Source organism: Lewinellaceae bacterium (assembly GCA_020636135.1).
In the GTDB taxonomy this organism is placed as follows: domain Bacteria; phylum Bacteroidota; class Bacteroidia; order Chitinophagales; family Saprospiraceae; genus JAGQXC01.
Genome location: JACJYK010000001.1, coordinates 708,135 through 726,447, shown reverse-complemented (window position 1 = coordinate 726,447; position 18,313 = coordinate 708,135). Strand labels below are relative to the sequence as shown.

At 48.4% G+C, this 18,313-nt stretch carries 17 protein-coding genes; 2 read left to right on the top strand and 15 right to left on the bottom strand.

The features are described 5' to 3' along the window. Positions 1-134: 134 nt before the first annotated feature. Together H6570_02765 and H6570_02760 are read left to right on the top strand one after the other, a co-directional pair. Complete coding sequence (locus tag H6570_02765; GenBank protein MCB9318178.1) at positions 135-1,271, top strand: histidine kinase; 1,137 nt, start codon at positions 135-137, stop codon at positions 1,269-1,271. 4 nt (positions 1,272-1,275) lie between these two features. Further along, on the top strand, positions 1,276-2,055 hold the full coding sequence (locus H6570_02760; GenBank protein MCB9318177.1) for a response regulator transcription factor: 780 nt from the start codon (positions 1,276-1,278) through the stop codon (positions 2,053-2,055). Positions 2,056-2,099: 44 nt separating this feature from the next. Here H6570_02760 and trxA read toward each other — a convergent pair whose 3' ends face one another. The 15 genes from trxA to H6570_02685 form a co-directional block, all read right to left on the bottom strand. Continuing rightward, entirely contained in the window at positions 2,100-2,399 is a 300-nt protein-coding gene (gene trxA / locus H6570_02755; protein MCB9318176.1) for a thioredoxin, read from the bottom strand. A gap of 54 nt (positions 2,400-2,453) precedes the next feature. Continuing rightward, entirely contained in the window at positions 2,454-2,858 is a 405-nt protein-coding gene (locus H6570_02750; GenBank protein ID MCB9318175.1) for a hypothetical protein, read from the bottom strand. A gap of 75 nt (positions 2,859-2,933) precedes the next feature. Next, a complete protein-coding gene (locus H6570_02745) occupies positions 2,934-3,911 on the bottom strand; it encodes a J domain-containing protein (protein ID MCB9318174.1) in 978 nt (325 codons plus the stop codon). Then, positions 3,908-4,207: a hypothetical protein gene (locus H6570_02740; GenBank protein MCB9318173.1), complete on the bottom strand. Its 300-nt coding sequence runs from the start codon at positions 4,205-4,207 to the stop codon at positions 3,908-3,910. The genes H6570_02745 and H6570_02740 overlap by 4 nt, the downstream gene beginning before the upstream one ends. 302 nt (positions 4,208-4,509) lie before the next feature. After that, a complete protein-coding gene (locus H6570_02735) occupies positions 4,510-5,178 on the bottom strand; it encodes a sulfotransferase family protein (protein ID MCB9318172.1) in 669 nt (222 codons plus the stop codon). A gap of 13 nt (positions 5,179-5,191) precedes the next feature. Then, positions 5,192-6,763: an aryl-sulfate sulfotransferase gene (locus H6570_02730; protein MCB9318171.1), complete on the bottom strand. Its 1,572-nt coding sequence runs from the start codon at positions 6,761-6,763 to the stop codon at positions 5,192-5,194. A gap of 359 nt (positions 6,764-7,122) precedes the next feature. Continuing rightward, entirely contained in the window at positions 7,123-9,165 is a 2,043-nt protein-coding gene (locus H6570_02725) for a thioredoxin domain-containing protein (protein MCB9318170.1), read from the bottom strand. Beyond that, positions 9,165-10,199: a cytochrome d ubiquinol oxidase subunit II gene (gene cydB / locus H6570_02720; protein MCB9318169.1), complete on the bottom strand. Its 1,035-nt coding sequence runs from the start codon at positions 10,197-10,199 to the stop codon at positions 9,165-9,167. The genes H6570_02725 and cydB overlap by 1 nt, the downstream gene beginning before the upstream one ends. A gap of 27 nt (positions 10,200-10,226) precedes the next feature. Further along, positions 10,227-11,597 (bottom strand): cytochrome ubiquinol oxidase subunit I, encoded by a 1,371-nt coding sequence (locus H6570_02715; protein ID MCB9318168.1) that lies wholly within the window; start codon positions 11,595-11,597, stop codon positions 10,227-10,229. Positions 11,598-11,800: 203 nt separating this feature from the next. Next, a complete protein-coding gene (locus H6570_02710) occupies positions 11,801-13,252 on the bottom strand; it encodes an MBL fold metallo-hydrolase (GenBank protein MCB9318167.1) in 1,452 nt (483 codons plus the stop codon). A 293-nt stretch (positions 13,253-13,545) separates the two neighbouring features. Continuing rightward, on the bottom strand, positions 13,546-13,809 hold the full coding sequence (locus H6570_02705) for a DUF202 domain-containing protein (protein MCB9318166.1): 264 nt from the start codon (positions 13,807-13,809) through the stop codon (positions 13,546-13,548). A gap of 61 nt (positions 13,810-13,870) precedes the next feature. After that, positions 13,871-15,607, bottom strand: coding sequence for a solute carrier family 26 protein (locus H6570_02700; protein ID MCB9318165.1), 1,737 nt, complete (start codon positions 15,605-15,607; stop codon positions 13,871-13,873). 84 nt (positions 15,608-15,691) lie between these two features. Then, complete coding sequence (locus H6570_02695; protein MCB9318164.1) at positions 15,692-17,008, bottom strand: hypothetical protein; 1,317 nt, start codon at positions 17,006-17,008, stop codon at positions 15,692-15,694. A 144-nt stretch (positions 17,009-17,152) separates the two neighbouring features. After that, complete coding sequence (locus tag H6570_02690; protein ID MCB9318163.1) at positions 17,153-17,566, bottom strand: YeeE/YedE family protein; 414 nt, start codon at positions 17,564-17,566, stop codon at positions 17,153-17,155. Positions 17,567-17,596: 30 nt separating this feature from the next. Then, positions 17,597-18,154, bottom strand: coding sequence for a YeeE/YedE family protein (locus H6570_02685; GenBank protein ID MCB9318162.1), 558 nt, complete (start codon positions 18,152-18,154; stop codon positions 17,597-17,599). Between the last annotated feature and the right edge of the window lie 159 nt (positions 18,155-18,313).

The window sequence follows — 18,313 nt, the reverse complement described above, 5'->3', positions numbered from 1 at the left end:
AATGACTTACGGGAGCTATCATTGGCAAGACCGGAGGACGTTAACATGCATTAATGGTACCTGAAGCGTCCTAAAGGGCAGATCAAGCCGGAGAAGGTACGCGGTAGGGCGTAGAGACTGATCAAGGCAGATATTTGGCGTTTGACACCGATAATCAGACACCTGCCGGAGAATGGCTGGCAGAGATTCAACGGGAAATAGTACTTTCCATGCATCATCCGACAGTTATGATCAAGGAACGATGGATACATACAGGCGGGATTGGCATCCTGGTGCTGCTGAATATCCTCGGCAACCCGGTACCGGAAGGATTGCCCTGGACCTCGGGGCTATGGGTATATTTCATCCTGACTGTTATCATCTCCATCCAGTGGTTGGGAGTGGTGGGGATCACCAGGAACTCCTGGCGGCACCATCCGGACCCTTCCATGGTAGTCAAACGGCTGATCCGGAGTTTGCTCTTAAGCCTACTTTTGGTTGCACCATTGATGCATATCTCCGATCTGTGCATTCAATTCTTTTATCATACCGACCAGGCCGGGCTGGATAATCCGGCATCCTGGAGTATCCTTATATTTTATGTTTTCAATGCCCTGATCTTATGCATCACTGCCGTTGGTATCACCGAAGCCATCCAGTATTACCGGCAGCTCCGTACGACAGAAAAAGAAAAAGAAGCCTTACACCGTATGCACCTGGAAGCCCAGTTTACCGGATTAAAACAACAGGTCAATCCGCATTTCTTATTTAATAGTCTGAACAGCCTGAGCTCCCTGATACGTATCGATCCGGTCAAGGCCGAGCACTTTGTGGAAGAAATGAGCCAGGTGTACCGCTATTTACTACAGAGTAACCAGGATGAATTAATTACCCTGGCGAAAGAACTGGACTTCATCCACTCCTACCTGCATCTGTTGCAGACCCGGTTTGGCGCCGGGCTGGTGATCCATGTTCAGTTGCCGGAAGCATTTCATACCACTCTGTTGCCTCCGCTGACTCTGCAATTGCTCATTGAAAATGCCGTAAAACATAATGAGGTTTCAACTGAAAATCCATTACACATATGGATATCCATATTTGAAGGAAATTCCATCGAGGTGAAGAACAATCTGCAACGGAAACAATTGTGGGTGCCCTCGGAAAAAATTGGATTGACCAATATCATGGCAAAATACCAATTACTGGGAGCCGGGGAAGTCATGGTACTGGAGGGGGATGACTATTTCATCGTCCGGCTGCCCATCATCTCAAAACATTCGATAACAGCATAGCACTATGCGAGCTTACATCATAGAAGACGAGCCCTTAGGCTTAAATCGCCTCATAAAATTACTGGAAGAAATCGATCCCAAAATCCAGGTTATCGGCCATGCGGAAACCATAAAATCCTCGGTATGGTGGTTGCAAAACAATGCTCAGCCGGACCTGATCTTTATGGATATAGAACTGGCTGATGGTCAGTGTTTTGAGATTTTCAAACAGGTCCAGATTATGGCACCGGTCATTTTTACTACCTCCTATGACGAATATGCCTTGCATGCTTTTAAGGTAAACAGCCTGGATTATTTGCTCAAACCCGTCAGAAAGGATGACCTCACGCGCAGCCTGCAAAAATACCAGCACCTGCAATCCCATTTTGGGCAGCAATCGATGTCCCTGCAGCTCGAGGCACTGCTTACCGACCTGCAGCAACGGGACCGTCAGGTCAGTAATTACCGAAACAGGTTTCTGGTGAAACAGGGCCAGCGCTTACTTACCATTGAGACCCAGGAAATTGCCTGGTTTAATGCCGATGGTAAAATTGTCTTCATGATGACCTGGGGAGGTCAACGCCATATGATGGATTATACGCTGGACCAATTGGAAAGATTAGTGGATCCCAATATGTTCTACCGGGCGAACCGCAGCTTCATTCTGAACATTAAATCCATTCGCACCATTCATCCCTATTTCAATGGAAAACTGAAACTTACGCTTCACCCTGCACCCGAAGAAACCGAAGTGGTCGTCAGCAAAGAAAAATCCAACAACTTCAAATCCTGGCTGGGTAAATAAGGCGGTGTGATACGACCAGGAACTGACCAAAAGCTTGTCCCGGATTACCCAAACTGATCGATAACCTTGAGGATTTGCTGTTTGGATTTCATCCCTGCCTGCATCCATTTCAATTCTCCATCCTTGAAGAGCGCCAACGTGGGAACCCCCCGGATCTTGTACTTCCTCGACAAGGATGGATTTTTGTCAACATCAATCTTGATGACCCGCAGCTTATCCTTCATAGACAATGCGATCTCTTTGATGATGGGCGACTGCATTTTGCAGGGACCACACCATTCAGCGTGAAAATCAATCAGGACAGGCGTGTCACCTTTGATCAGGTCACTGAAGTTTGCTTTCATGAATTCGAATTCGTTCTAATATTAGCCGGTGCAGCACGGTACTCGGCAGACGTCTTAGTCCAGTGCAAATTTAAAAACTACTTTTTTATACGATTTGAAGTCTTTATCCAGATGTTCCATCCTTGATTTCATCCGACGGTGATTCACCCGGTATTCTTCATCCGATGAGCCCGGAATATTCTTTTCAACCATGGCAAGCATGCGTTCATGTTCACGGACATCTTGCTGCAACTGTTTGAAGAAATCTACGTGGATGCCTTCTACGTGCTCAAGCATCTCCCGGATCGTCATCTTGTGCTCATCTCCTTCCGGCTGGTTTTTAAGCAGCTTGTCGAAGAATTTCATTTCATCCAGCCAGAACTCAATCGTCTCCAGCCATTCTTTGCTTTCCTGATGCAATACATCGAGACTGGCACCCAACAGATAGTTGGTTTTGGGATTTGCAATTGTAGTATGCATAATATGTTTTTTAAGTGTCTACTAATCGAAGTCTTTCTGAACTTCCTGGAACGTAAAAACCATTACACATACACATCAATTTTGGAATACGGCCTCCTTATTATGCAAGGCCTTCAATTTGCGAAACAACTCCTCTTCCTGCGAACTCAGCTGCCTGGGCAATTCAACGTCCAGTCTCACCATCATGTCGCCAAACACATCGGATTTACCATAGACGGGCATACCTTTGCCTTTCAATCGCAAGGTTTTTCCGGATTGCATACCCTTCGGTACATTAACTTTCACTTTGCCGGTCATCGTTGATACTTCTATGCTGCCACCCAGTACAGCGGTATAGAGATCCACTTTCCCGTTTACGATCAGATCGTCGCCCTCACGGATAAACTGATGATCCGGGGTGATATTCAGGGTAATGTACAGGTCTCCGCGAGCCTGGCCCCGAGGGCCCGGATGCCCTTTACCTTTCAACCGAAGTTTCAGCCCCTCATAAGATCCGGGTTTGATGGCGATGCGGATCTTTTCACCCTGAAATTCAAAGGTGCGCCGGCTGCCCTGATAGGCCTCCCGCAGTGTTATGGACATCGTTGCCTCAACATCACTCCCGCGTGGCGCCTGGCCAGTCCTGGTCCTTTCCCCATAGTGAGCGAAAGGGTCCGATCCCTGAGCGCCATCACCAAAGAATAGGTCAAAGAAACTGGAAAATCCACTCTGGCCTCCGCGGCCGAAGACATCCTCCGGGCTCCCGGAATAATAATACGTGCGGTTCCCTCCACCGGAACGCGGTCCCTGCTGTGCATATTTCTCCCAATCATCCCCGGCTTGCTGATAATACTCCCAATTCGATCCCAACGTATCGTACTTCTTGCGTTTATCCGCATCCGATAGCACTTCATTGGCTTCGTTTATTTCCTTGAATTTTTCTTCAGCAGCCTTATTACCTGGGTTTTTATCGGGGTGATACTTTGCGGCAAGTTTACGAAATGCTTTTTTGATCTCCTGCGGAGATGCATCCTTCGCCACACCTAATATTTGATAATAATCTTTGTATTTCATAGCCGAACTTTACTTTGAATCGTACAGGCCCCATTTCCACCCGTACCATCACTCACAGCATCCTCTGCTATGAAGCTCCGGCAAACAGAGGGCAAAATGGAACTTTTATCCATCCACACACCATGACAGAGATCACCTGCCAGGTTGATCGTAAGCCTCATTTCATACAACAGCACAAGTGGTGCGGAGGTTCCGAATCCATCCAGGGCCGGACAACAAGAGCCTTCCATGAATCCGCCATCCGGATCAGGAGTGGAATCACCTTCAAAAAAAATTAACTTTTTTTTTGACTTCATACAATTTTTATCCAATGGGCAAGTTATATAGATACAACCAGCCAATCGGATCTCCCCCCCACAATTTCCCCCCTTTAACTTGACATTTCATTTTTCTGTTCTTTGTTCATTACTGTGCTTTAACCAACCGTCTATACTCCTTCACAAAGGTGCAGGACCAATCCAATTCTTATTATTAGTCGAAACTTAACTAAAAATTAAAAAACCGGTAGGCGACGGCATACCGGTTTTTTGCTTTTGTGGGAATCCGTAAAATGGATTCAATGGTTTTCGTAAAATGGACACTGCTGGGCGGCTTCTGCTTATTTTACTTCCATTTTTTGTCCGGACAACATTTTAGCGATCATGGTATTAAAATCTTCCCGCTTGTTTTTATATGGAAATTCCAGGTCCGGCACTGGTAATTCCAGAAAATCACACAGTGGCTCCCAGCCTTCAGAAATCTCATAAACAAGCATTTGCCCGTCAGGAATATTTTGTTTCACTTCCTGTAAATAAGCCTTTACAATGGATAATGTTTTTTCTTTATCCGTAAATGTCCCATTAAAAAATTGACCAAATAAATAGCGGTCTAATAATTGAAATACCCCTTCTACCCGGCGCATACTGTCGGTGGGTGTCTCTTTCGCAAAAAATGAGGTAACAGCCTGAAAGACCGTCTTATGGATACTCTCATACCACGAATCCAGATCCCTGGTGGTCAGAATAAATTTGCTTTCTGGATATTTTTTCAGCAGTGCTTTGTATGCAAAAAAACCGGGAAAATCCGTACTTGCCGTAAATCCATCAAATAATACATCAAAATCCGTTTTACCGGTATCAAATAACTCCACCCAATACTTAACCATTGCTGGATTATTGAGCAGATTATCCATATGATACGTTTGTTGATAGCCCAATAATTGCAGCGCCCCTTTAAGTGATGCTGTGCCTGTACGGGGCAAACCGGTTCCGATTACTTTTAATGCCATATATTTTTACCTTTTATTGAAAAATTTCAAAACGATGCCCACGGTAGATCAGGTCAAACTGCGCCCATTCGGCTGCTTTGGTTCCACGGGCATCCTTGAGGAATAAATTTGCCTCAAAGACCACTTTTTTATCGGGGTAGGTAATTTCAAGCATGCGGGCATGGGGAGGCAAGTCTCCCAGACGGACATTTCCTGCTGTTATCAAAATATTGTGCGTTTGCTCCAACGGATAAATGCTACTGGTGACCGGGGTAAATAAATTCAATCCTTCTTCACGTCCAAAAGACCACACCTGTTGTACCTTTTTATTTACGGCATCGACGTGGTATTCCACCGCCCGGGAAAAACGTTCACCGGTTTGGAATCCTGGACTAAGTCCATTATCAAAAAGCAGGATATCACCATTATCCATGAGATGGACCGAGTGTTGCCCGGTGGGCCAGACAAAATCTGCCAATGCTGTCCCCTCCTGTACCGGTCCCGGATAAGGCTGGCCCTTGTCGTCGACTGCCTCCAGGAGGTATTTTTTAGTATCCAGGCCATTCCCATCAAATCCAGCCAATCCCCAGTCCTTGTGCGGAGCGAGAATCCACTGTAAGTTATTTTTGCGATCCACCTTCAGAATACCCTGGTTGCGTCCGGAGACGATCAATCCGGCGTCCTGTTGGAGAGGAATTATGGAATTCACATGGAACCAATCCGCGGCGAAGTCCTGACCATAGTCCGGAGGGAATACCTGGCGATCGACATCCTGGACATCACGCATATCCCACTCCCAGATGACCTTATTGATGTTACGGTCCCATTCGATGATGTGATCAAAGCGGCTGGAGACTTCCCTGCCTTGGTTATACACTTTGGTATCCGAGCGGGAGGCACCCAGGATGAATACATTCGGGCGGACCTCTACGATCTCATGATTGACCCCATAACCGGGAATAACGCCTTTATCCATTTCGCGTCCCAGATCATCCAGCTCGATGTATTGCTGCCAGTGTACAAAAAACCAATGGCCATTGCGTATACGCAGCGGGGAATAAACAATCTCCTGAAACTCACTGAGATCCAGGTACCACCGGATAACTCCCTGATCATCAAATAAGATATCGTAGTAGGTGAACTTGCCATTGATGGCAATCAAAGCCTCCACCAAATGAAGTCCCGGCTCCATGGCACTGCGATCCAGCTTGACGATATCCACCTCCGGGAAAAAATCAGGAACAGATCCCATCGTTATCGGAATGATCTTCTCTACCGAATGACCATCTGCTGTTGTCGCGCGGACAACGACCTGGTTCACGGTGTCCGGATAAAGGCCGATGATCGGAATTTCATGGCGGGTATCTGCTTTTGGAAAGGTGCGTTCCAGGGGTGACTTTCCCGGGATCGTATAGCTGATGGTTGCCGGTTCTTTTGTCAGGAAGGACAACATGGCTCCCATCGGGACCCGTGGCGAAGGGCTTACCTGTAAGATCTCTGTGGAAACGAGCAGCTCATCGAAACTCCGGTAGCCCGATTTGCAGGAAGTGATTCCTAACAATGCGACCAGTGTTAACGCCGTAAAAACACGATAGGTGAATCTCATTTTCAAATTTGGCTATAGCTTAACAAACGTTTGACCTCCTCTATTGTCCACCAGATCCATAACAGCTCACTTCATTTACTTTCTTCAGCGAAACCGCACTAACCCAATGTTTCCAGAATCAGACACCACATCCATCAGAATCTTACAGGAACAAGCAACAAAGTAGGAAGGCTTTAAACACAATTGATTTAAAACCATGTTAATGGTTCGTTAAACCAACTTGCCGCGAAGGTATTCAGTATTAGCCACCTTAATGCCCTGGATCGAAAGAGTACTCAAACAAGTAGACTATCGGAGCAATTGGGTCGATCAATCCAGACGGCTCCAGGGAATGCATCCGGATTTACACTTTGCAGATATCAGCGGAGAGAGGATAGATCTGCCTTTAATTCCTGAATAGTCGATACGGGAGATAAGCAACGTTCTCCCTGGCACACATAAATGCGGGTACACCCCTCCGGACTGCTTTTATCCCGCAGCATGGGCTGCTTCTGGTCCGGAAATTCCGCAGCAACTAAGGCAAGATGCGGTACCGGCAACTGCAAAATCTCCTTGCTGAGTTCTTTGAACCGGGGTCCCACAATTGCTATTTCTGTCGCACCGGAAAGCAGCATCTGACTCAAGCCGTACCATGATGCATAGGCCAGGGGATCACGATGGATGGCGTCTTTTACCGCTGCGAGCATCTGCCGGGAACGAAGCCGCCATTCCGGATGATCCCGATAGATACTCATCAAATACATGCTCTCCGCCAACAGGGCATTCGCGTTGGGAAGTTCTTCATCGCGAATTTCGATCCGGCTGCCTACATGACCAGAATGGTCTCCGCCACGGTTCAGGAAGAGCGGGCTATCTCCTGCCTGGAAATGTTCCTCAACCTGCTCTAAGAGATTAGATGCCACCTCAATCCACCGGTGATCCGGGTCTACCAGGGCCAGGTCCAACAGCGCTTTTATGGTACAGGCATAGTCAGAAAGAAGCATTGGTGTTTCGGAGCCCGGTACATGTACGATCCGGCTATGTGAAGCATCCATAACCTGATCCAACAGATAAACCATCTGATCCCTGGCCAGGCTGATCCAGCTATCGTCCTGCAATGCAATTCCTGCCCTGATAAAGGCGCTAACCATTAGGGCATTCCAGTCGGTGATCAATTTCTCATCGCGGTGAGGCCGGCTGCGATTCTGCCGGGCCTGAAGAAGATTGGACTTGAACCGTGCGATCTGTTCTTTTGCATAATCAATCTCCAATTGGTGATCCTCCGCAAATGCATACAACTCATGGGGCTGCCAAAGCAGGTTTCTGTCTTCCCAGTTTCCTGCTTCATGGATATCAAAGAATTCCAGTAACCAGCTGGCTCCGGGTGGTACACCTTGGATCGCTTCCGCCAGGGTCCAGGTATAATATGCACCTTCCTGTCCCCCGCTGTCTGCATCCAGCGCGGCAAACCAGCCACCAGCCGGATTGGCCAGTTCACGTTGCACAAAACCCAGGGTTTCCAGCAATGCCCGCTTGTACATTCTTCTGGGCTTCTGCAGGATCAATTGAGCCAGGAGGTGGATCATCAAAGCCTGATCGTAAAGCATTTTCTCGAAATGCGGCACCTTCCAGTGGCGGTCGACGGCATACCGCGCAAAGCCTCCACCGGCCTGGTCGTAAATACCACCCCTCAGCATGCACTGAACAGTGTGCATTACCAGCCGCAGGCAATCCGGATTTCCGGTGTAATACGAACGTTCGAGTAAGAACTCTAGCGCAGGCGTATTGGGAAATTTAGGGGCGGACCCGAAACCGCCAAATTCTACGTCGGCTAATCGAACCAGGGATTCCTCATACGCCTCAACCAGTGTGGCAGTGAGCCAGGGCAGGTTTTGAAAATCAAGCCCGGCTTCCAGCCCAATAGGCTGACCGGACTGCATTCCGTCCAGAATCCGCTGTCCCTGCCGGTCTACCGCTGCCCGGTTATTCCGGTAATTGTGCACTACAAAACGCATGACCTGAAACCAGGACATTTGCCGGCCATCCGGTTCCGGGGGGAAATAATTACCTGCAAAAAAAGGCTTCAGATCCGGGGTAAGAAATACCTGAAGCGGCCACCCACCGTGACCGGTGAGCTTCTGACAAACATCCATAAAATAACCATCGAGATCCGGCCGCTCCTCACGGTCGATCTTAATATTGATGAAATGAAAATTCATGTAATCAGCTACGTCCTTATCATTGAATGACTCCTCAGCCATCACATGACACCAGTGACAGGTGGAATAACCAATGCTCACCAGGATGGGACGATCGTCCTTCCTGGCCATAGCGAGTGCTTCCTGTCCCCACAAATACCACTCGATCGGTTGATCACGGTGCTGAAGCAGATACGGATTTGATGATTGGCTGAGCTGGTTCATTAATAACTCGTTTCATCAATTTGGACCTTACCGCTGAAGGTTCGATAGACGAAAAATGTATAGCTGGCAACCAATGGAACACCGATCGCCGCAATCAGCAACATGATGCCTAAGGATTTTTGCGAGGAAGCGGCATTGTAAATGGTAATATCGTATGCATTATTCAAGGTAGAAGCAACCAGGACCGGGTACAGGGTGAATGCCACCAGGATCATCAATAAGCTTACGGTCAATGATGAAAACAGGAAAGCCACCCTGTAATTTTTGCGACGCGCAAACCAGGGAATAAATCCGATAGCGACAAACGCCAACACTGGGATCACCAGGAGCAAGGGATACCGCTCGAAATGATCGGTCTGATGCGGTATCCACAACAGGGTGTACAGTGATGTCATTAAGAAAAGGGATATAAATGCTACGATGGAACGTTTGAGCAGCAAGGTTATTTTGAGGAACAACCGGCCTTCGGTTTTCATGGTCAGGTATATGGCGCCATGCATCATAAATAAGGCCAGTGCCGTTGCTCCCACCAGCAACGAATAAGGATTGATGAAATCCAGCCAGTGTCCCGTGTATTCGAGGTCGGGGCCGATCGCCATGCCCTGCAATACATTCCCCAACACAACTCCAAGCAGGACCGCCAAAAGGATACTCGAAATGCTGTAGCTGACATCCCACAGTTTACGCCACCAGGCCATAGGTTCCTTACTACGGAATTCAATAGAGACTGCGCGGAAGATGAGAAAAGCCAAAAAGAGCATAAAAGGAATGTACATGGCCGAAAACAGGGTGGCATAAACTACCGGGAAGCCTGCAAACAGGGCACCACCACCGATAACCAGCCACACCTCATTGCCGTCCCATACAGGACCGATGGCATTCAGCGCTATCCGCCGGCTCGACTCCTTATTGAAGAATAAATGCCAGGCTCCTGCTCCGAGGTCGAATCCATCCAGGATGGCATAACCGGTGAAAACACCCCCAACTAGCAGGAACCACCAGGTGGGATAATCAATGCCTAGAAATGATGCCATAGTTCCGTTCCATTTTTAGGGATGCATTTATACGATTGTCGCCATTTCTCTTTGTTTCGGCCGCTGATCAATCGGGTCATCATCCGAAGGTCCATGTTGAATTTTGCGGTTCAATAAGTATAAGAACAAGATAAACAGCAATGCATAGATCAAAGTAAACAGGATCAGGGAAAACCATACCTGGTTAGCCGTTACCACCTTGGACAATGCATCGGATGTGCGCAGCATGCCATAGACGACCCAGGGTTGCCGGCCCATTTCCGCTACATACCAACCGACCTGATTACCAATTTGCGGCAGGAATACTGCCCATACGAACACCCACAGCAACCACCGGTTAGCAAATAGTTTCTTCCGCCACCACTGCATTAATCCGGTCATACTGATCACGATCAGCAGCATTCCAATGATAACCATCAAATGGTAAAACTGAAAGATGGCATTGAGGGCTCCCGGCCGACTGGTGACGGGAACCGATTTCAGGCCCTGGATAGGAGCATGGACATCTCCATGGGTAAGGAAACTCAACCCGCCCGGTATACGAATGCCACTGGTCTGCTCTTTATCCTTGTCCACCCAGCCCATGATATACATATCCGCGGCAGACAGAGAGTCAAAATGGCCTTCCATGGCAGCCAGCTTCATCGGTTGATTCACCGAAACGCCGTCGGCCGAACGGTGGCCGGTAAACAATTGGGTCAGCGAAAAGACAGCAGCAACAACCAAAGCGATGCGGATGGCCTGTTGTGAAAGATGCACATGACGATGCCGCAGCAAATAATATGCATGAACGCTCATTACCAGGAATGCTCCTGCCAGAAAGGCTCCGACCCACACATGCAGCATCCGGTCTATACTGGAAGGATTAAACACCATGGCCCAGAAATCGGTGATCTCCGCACGAGCTTCCAATCCCTCCCCAACGATGTGATAGCCTGCCGGCGTTTGTTGCCAGCTATTAGCCACCACGATCCATACGGCAGAAAACATGGATCCGAACCACACACCAAGGGTGGCAATGAAGTGGACCTTAGGGCTTACCCGGTTCCAACCGAATAACAGGATACCCAGAAAACCGCTTTCCAGAGCAAAGGCGAAAATCCCTTCGGCGGCCAGGGCACTACCGAATACATCGCCGACATAGCGCGAATAGGTAGCCCAGTTGGTTCCAAACTCGAATTCCATGACGATACCGGTAGCCACTCCCAAACCAAAGGTGAGGGCAAAAATTTTGGTCCAGAAGCGGGCCATCTGTTCGTAGACTACCTCACCCGTTTTCAAAAAAAGGCCTTCCATGATCACCATCAGCAGGCCCAGCCCAATGCTCAGCGGAGGATAGATGTAATGAAAGGAAACCGTAAAAGCAAATTGAATTCGGGATAAAATTTCCAGGTCCATGCCTTTTCGTATTTAGACGATTTAACCACTGACCTGGCAAAACTGAAATCCCTTCCGGCATCATAGAATATCCAGAATCAGGGGCCCAGAGTAATCAACGCCATTTCAGGCAGAGGGTTTATGGGGTTATGTAACAAAAAGCACGTTGCCGGAATGGGATGGCAACGTGCTTGTTTGCTGTATTGAAATTACTGATACAAACCTCAGACAACGGCTGCTACCGCGTCATCGATGACCTCCTGAGGAATGGTCGTCGGACAAGTATAGTCGGATACGGCTATCGGTGCAGCTTCAATCGACTCCCAGCCATTTTTTATGTCTACAACCTGATGAAAACCACGGGCCTTCAGGATGGAAGCCATAACCATTGAACGGTATCCGGTACGGCAATGGATGTAATATTTCTCGTCGCGGCGGATCCGGTCCATATTGCTATTGACATAATCCAGCGGGAAATTGATCGCATCCAGGATATGCTGGGTGATGTACTCCGTAGGCTTACGGGAATCCAATATGGTCGCATTAAAGTTTCCGCGCATCCGATCAGCCAATTCAGAGCCTGAGATAGATTCAACGGTGTCGATCTCCCTTCCAGATTTTTCCCAGGCTTCAACACCTCCCTCCAGGTAACCAAGGGTATTATCATATCCAACGCGTGCCAGGCGGGTTACAACCTCCTCTTCACGTCCTGCCGGGGCGATAACCACAATGGGTTGTTTGATATCGGTAATCAGGGCACCTACCCATGGTGCAAAACTGCCGTCAATGCCGATAAATATTGAATTAGGCACATGACCAGCTGCAAATTCCTGTGCCGTGCGGGTATCAAGCATCAAGGCTTCATGATCCTCAACCATAGCCTCAAAGCGCTCCGGTGACAGCGGGGTGTTACCATGTCCAAGTACTTCATCAAAGGAGGCATAGCCGGATTTATTCAACATGGCATTTTTAGCAAAGTATTGGGGAGGAGGGGTCAGGCCTGCTGTAACTTCCGCTACAAACTCTTTCCTTGTCATGTCAGCCCGCAGGGCATAATTTGATTTTTTCTGGTCGCCGAGATATCCCCAGGTGTCTGCACTCAGGTTCTTTCCACAAGCTGAACCGGCGCCATGAGCGGGATAGACGATTACCTCATCTGCCAGCGGCATGATCTTCATCCGCAGGCTGTCAAACAGAAAGCCAGCCAGATCTTCCCGTGTCAGTTCACCCTGCTTAATGGCCAGGTCCGGCCGTCCCACATCACCCAGGAATAATGTATCCCCGGTGAAAATTGCATGGTCCTTGCCCTTCTCATCCCGGAGCAGGTAGGTGGTACTTTCCATCGTATGGCCAGGGGTATGGAGCACTTTGAAGGTGACTTTACCCAACCGGATGATTTCTCCGTCTTTCGCCTGATGTATTTGATAATTCGTTTCCGCATTTGGACCGTAAACGATAGTCGCTCCGGTCTTCTGAGCCAAATCCACATGTCCTGAAACGAAATCTGCATGGAAGTGGGTCTCAAAAATATATTTCAATTTTAATCCTTCCTTCTGGAGTTTTTCCAGATAAGGTTGGGTTTCACGCAATGGATCAATGATCACTGCTTCTCCTTCACTCTCAATCAAGTATGCCGCCTCTGCCAGACAGCCGGTATAAATTTGTTCTACCTTCATAAATTTTAAGTTTTCCAACATTTTTTACATTCAATAATTACAACACTAAAATACCCGGATCGGGTCATAACAGTCTGTGACCGGTGTCACTTCAAAAGAACTGGTCGTGTGACCCATGCCACATCCCTCTAAAGCACTTGCCTGATATTCAATATAACAAATTGACACCATGAATTTAATACATATACCTAATTATAATGTGTTAAATCGCATGCAAGAGTGCCCAGATCTGCTGTGTGATCGTTACTACATTAGGGTTGTATTGCTGAAGTTTACCAGGATCGAAAAGGATGTCAGTCGGAATAGGCTTTCTCGACTTTCTTGTGCATATACAGGTAGTTGATGATACCGATCACCACCGTGACAGCGCCAAGAGCGGCAAGGATCCAGACCGTCCAGAGGAATTTGGAAGTCTTGCTAAACTGATAAATACCCAGTGCCGTCACGATCAGGTAGAGGCCTGTGCGGATAAACGACAATAATGTACGTTGATTGGCCAACCGCGTACGGTCAATGGCCAGTGTATCCCGGAGGATCAGTTCTTCTTTAAGTGGCATCAGGTGTTGATTTGGCGTTATTGAATTATGGTTCTGATGAAATGAAACGATTAAGGAGTGATCAGGTATTGGTTTGCATGGTATAAGCGCGCTGATCATCCTCTGCTAATTGGCTTTTGTCCTGGTGGTGCTCGTAGGCGTTGACTGCATCCTGTACAACCATAAAGAAATGATCGTCACCAATCTTACCCAGCAATTTGCCTTTGGCCATGGCATCCCTTACCGGGCCTTTGACACTTGAGAAATAGAGATCGATGTTCCGGGCCCTCAGGTCTGCAACCACTTCTTCCACCGCATGGACCGCGCTTGAGTCCATATTGTTAATACTTTCAGCATTGATGATCACCGCCCGGAGAGATGCACCTTTGTCCACAACCAGGTCTTCCAGGCATTGACGGAAATAATTGATGTTTGCAAAATAAAGCTGTGCATCAAAGCGAATGATCAGCAGATCAGCGCGCTTCTGAATTTCCGGAAAGCGATCAACATTGCGATAAACACTTGTTCCCGGCACCCGGCCCAACACAGCAATGTGCGGCCGCGTGGTCCGGTATATTACCATGACCAGACTCAGCAATACGCCGATCCCGATACCCTGAATGATACCGAGCATAAGGGTCGCTGTAAAGGTTACGATCAACATCCAGAAATCGGTGCGGTTGGCATGCCAGAGGTGCACAGGCTCTTTGACATCGATCAATCCGAAGACAGCCACCATGATGACGGAAGCGAGGATGGCATTCGGCACATCGTGAAACAAAGGGGTTAAAAACAATAAGGTCAGCACGATGAGGATGGCGCTTATAATTGCTGCAAGTTGGGTGCGGGCGCCAGCCTGATCATTAACTGCAGTACGGGAGAATCCGCCACTGACCGGAAAGGACTGAAAAAACGAACCCGCTATCTTAGAAATGCCCAGCGCAATCAGCTCCTGGTTCGGATCAACTTTATAGGTCTTATGCTTGCTTTGGATGGCGGTGGCGACCGCGATCGATTCCATAAAACTTACCAATGTGATTGCCAGTGTGGTAGGCAAGAGAGCCTGAAAATTGGTCCAGGTAAACTGGGGTAATGCGAATTTGGGCAACCCCTGAGGTACGTCACCCAGGACTTTCACTCCGGCTCCTTCCAGGTGAAAAATCATGACCACCAAAATCCCGACTATTACGGCCAGGAGCGATCCGGGGATGGATTTATGGATTCTTTTAACGCCCATGATCAGGGCCATACCTCCCAAACCGATCAGCAATGTCAACCAGTGGATGTTATTGATCTGGCTGAAGGCTTCCCCCAGAACGACATAGATCTTCTGGCTTCCACCCATTTTGATTCCCAGCAAATGCTTCAACTGGCTGAGTCCGATGATCAGTGCAGCGGCTGAAGTAAATCCGCTTATGACCGGATAGGACAAGAAATTCACCAAAAAACCCAGCCGGAAGACTCCGACTAAAAATTGCGACAGGCCGGTAAAGAGCGACAGGGCAATCGCCAGTGTGATAAAATCCACCGATCCGGGTTCGGCAAGAAGACCTACCCCTGAGGCCGTCAACAAAGAAACCATGGCCACCGGCCCTACTGCCAGCTGGCGGGAGGTTCCAAATAAAGCGTAAATGATCAGTGGAATTGTCGCGGCATACAATCCGTAGATTGGAGGTAGTCCGGCCAGCATAGCATATGCCATGCCCTGAGGAATCAGCATTACTCCCACGGTCAAACCTGCAGAAAAATCGCCCTGAAGGTCACTCTTCTTGTAGTTTGGCACCCAGCTAAGGACAGGAAGTATGGAACTCCATTTCATTGGTAAAAGTCTGAATACAAAATTAGTGGGAATGGCCACCGGGTATTGTGATGACGGTCACATCTTCCGGTAACTTCCCGCAGTCTAGTACGAAAATACAACACCAAGGCCAAGATAATCTCCGCGATGGATAGCCCCGACATCCCGTTGAAACAAATAATTGTTGAAGGTTGCTCCCGGCCCGGTTTCTCCTTCTTCGCCATTCTGTATGGTATAATGCAAGGAAAGCCTGATTTCCTGCACCGGATAGTAGTTCACTCCAATGTCAATGGCCCGGTCCTTTCCGGCAAATGATTTTAATACCTGGGCATCGGCTTGTCCCTGCTGATCCATGGCCCCGGTGAAATCCATGATCATGAAGACTGGTTCGATGACCTTTGTTTCGAAAACGGAAACATTATAGGAGAATCGCAGAAATCCCGTCTGTGAGCGGACCTCCCTTTCACTGCCTGCCGCGGTCACTTTGCCAGCCCGGTAAAGCCATGCCCATTCTCCATCGACGTTGACTGGTCCCCAGTTAAAAAGCATATCAACGGCTGCAGCCCGGTTCCGGTCAAAAAGATCCGTTTTGCCCTGGGAGGCATAACTGACACCTAAGGATACACCACGTCGTTTACCAAACATATTGACCTGATGGCTGAGGGAATAGGTAGCCGACTCCGGATCACCCAGGTGAAAGGTGAGTTTTCCGGTCACCAAAGCAGATGATTGCCTGCCGGTAGAGTTCCCACTGTAAGCTTCGAAGAGCGGATTGAAAATTCCAAGATCATAGGTCATGGCCACCGGGCTCTGATCCTTACGCAATAAACCTCCAGCCTGCACACCGGCGGCACGGCCAGGGCCAGTACCGGTCAAATGCCTGCGGATATAATTTTGGGACCACGATTTCTCGAGGGAGCTCACACGCAAGGCTCCGGTGATGTGTTCCCTGCTGAACTGGGGTGTGAGGTAGCCGGTCGCCAGGTAGAGCACTTCTTTGCGCGGTATCACCCGCCACTGCGCTATGGCATTCCAAAGTCCGAATGCCGGTGTGGATCCATTATTGCTGGCGCCCTGGGTGGCACTGAGCAGATCGCGCCCAACTACATCCATGGACCCAATCACACTGATCTGCAAATCGGTGAGCGGCTGGATCTTAAAACCCAACCGGCTTCTGCGCAACATGACATCAAAGCGATTTTCAACGGGTTGATACTCGGCGGCCGTGGCATCGTACAATTCTTCACCTGTGGTGTAAATGGACCACATCTGAATTCCGATAACTGGTTTGAATTTGATCTTATCAGCCCAACTGATCGGGGTGCTGGTTGTTTGTGCCAGGGTAACTCCCGGCAGAATCCATGTAAACCACAGAATGGTAAGGGCGATGAAGGAGGTTTGACGTGTACTACTTGGCATCATAAGCAAAACCGGATACTTGCGGGAAGCCAGCCGACCATAACCCGCCTTTGTATGGACGCAAAGGTCTCCGTTATTTCAGATTCCCAATGGAACTTTGATCACATAAGTTATGGTGACCAGGAATTTGGGTGGAATTGCAGCAGCCTAATGCGGCAGATGGTCCCGCAAGGATCCATAGGCAAACGCTCCCAGTACCGCACTGATGATCACGACGCCGAAAATCAAAAAGCCATGGCCCAGCATGGTGAACATCGGTCCGGGGCAAGCTCCTATCAATCCCCAGCCCAGCCCAAAAATGGTTCCCCCAAAGAGAAAACGCTTGACCTGCATGGGTTTGACTTTGTACGTTACCAGTTTCCCATCAATGGTCTTTATGGGCAACTTTTTCATTAAAGCCATTATGATAGCACCGACCACTACGGCAGTACCGATCACACCGTACATATGAAAGCTCTCGAACCGGAACATCTCATAGATGCGGAACCAGGATATAACCTCGGATTTGGTAGCGACGATACCAAAGAAAATACCAACCAGGAAAAAAGAAAGCAATCTCATGCTTCATTGTTTTCAAATGCGAAATAATGATTAACCGATCAACAGGGGAAGTATTAACCAGGTCATGATCAACCCACCGATAAAAAATCCAATCACGGCGATCAACGATTGCACCTGTAGGTGGGACAATCCCGTCATGGCATGACCGGAGGTACAGCCATCCGCATAGCGGGTGCCAAAACCAACTAAAAACCCACCGATAACCGCCAAAAGGATACCAAAGGGATTGGAAAAATTGAAAATTGATACCGGTAAAAATCCGTCTCCTTCGCTGGCATCGATGTTCCACTCCTGAAGGTGAGCAACCGTCTTGGGAGAGATGGCAACCGGTGCCGGACTTGCCAGATAATGTGCAGCTATGTAACCGCCCAAAATGATTCCGAGCACGAACACCAGGCGCCAACGCTCTTCTTTTAGGTTGACCTTAAAGTAAGAAAAACGCTCACCTGCGCCGGCCATGGTACAAATGTTGCGAAAGATCGAGGAGATGCCAAACATGCGACCCAGCCAAGTCATCAGAAAGATGATCAGAGCAAAACACACACCGCCTACTGCCCAGTGCCAGGGCTGGCTGATGAATTCAATCATAAGACGAATGATTAATGTATAACTGAATAAACTATCCACATACAAATACCCCTACCGGGTGTCTGCAACACTGGATATACATATTCAGGGTCAGAAGATGACGCAACTGTAGCAGGAGAGCACTGTTACTCTGAAAACAATTTCCTGTAAAGCTTCTAC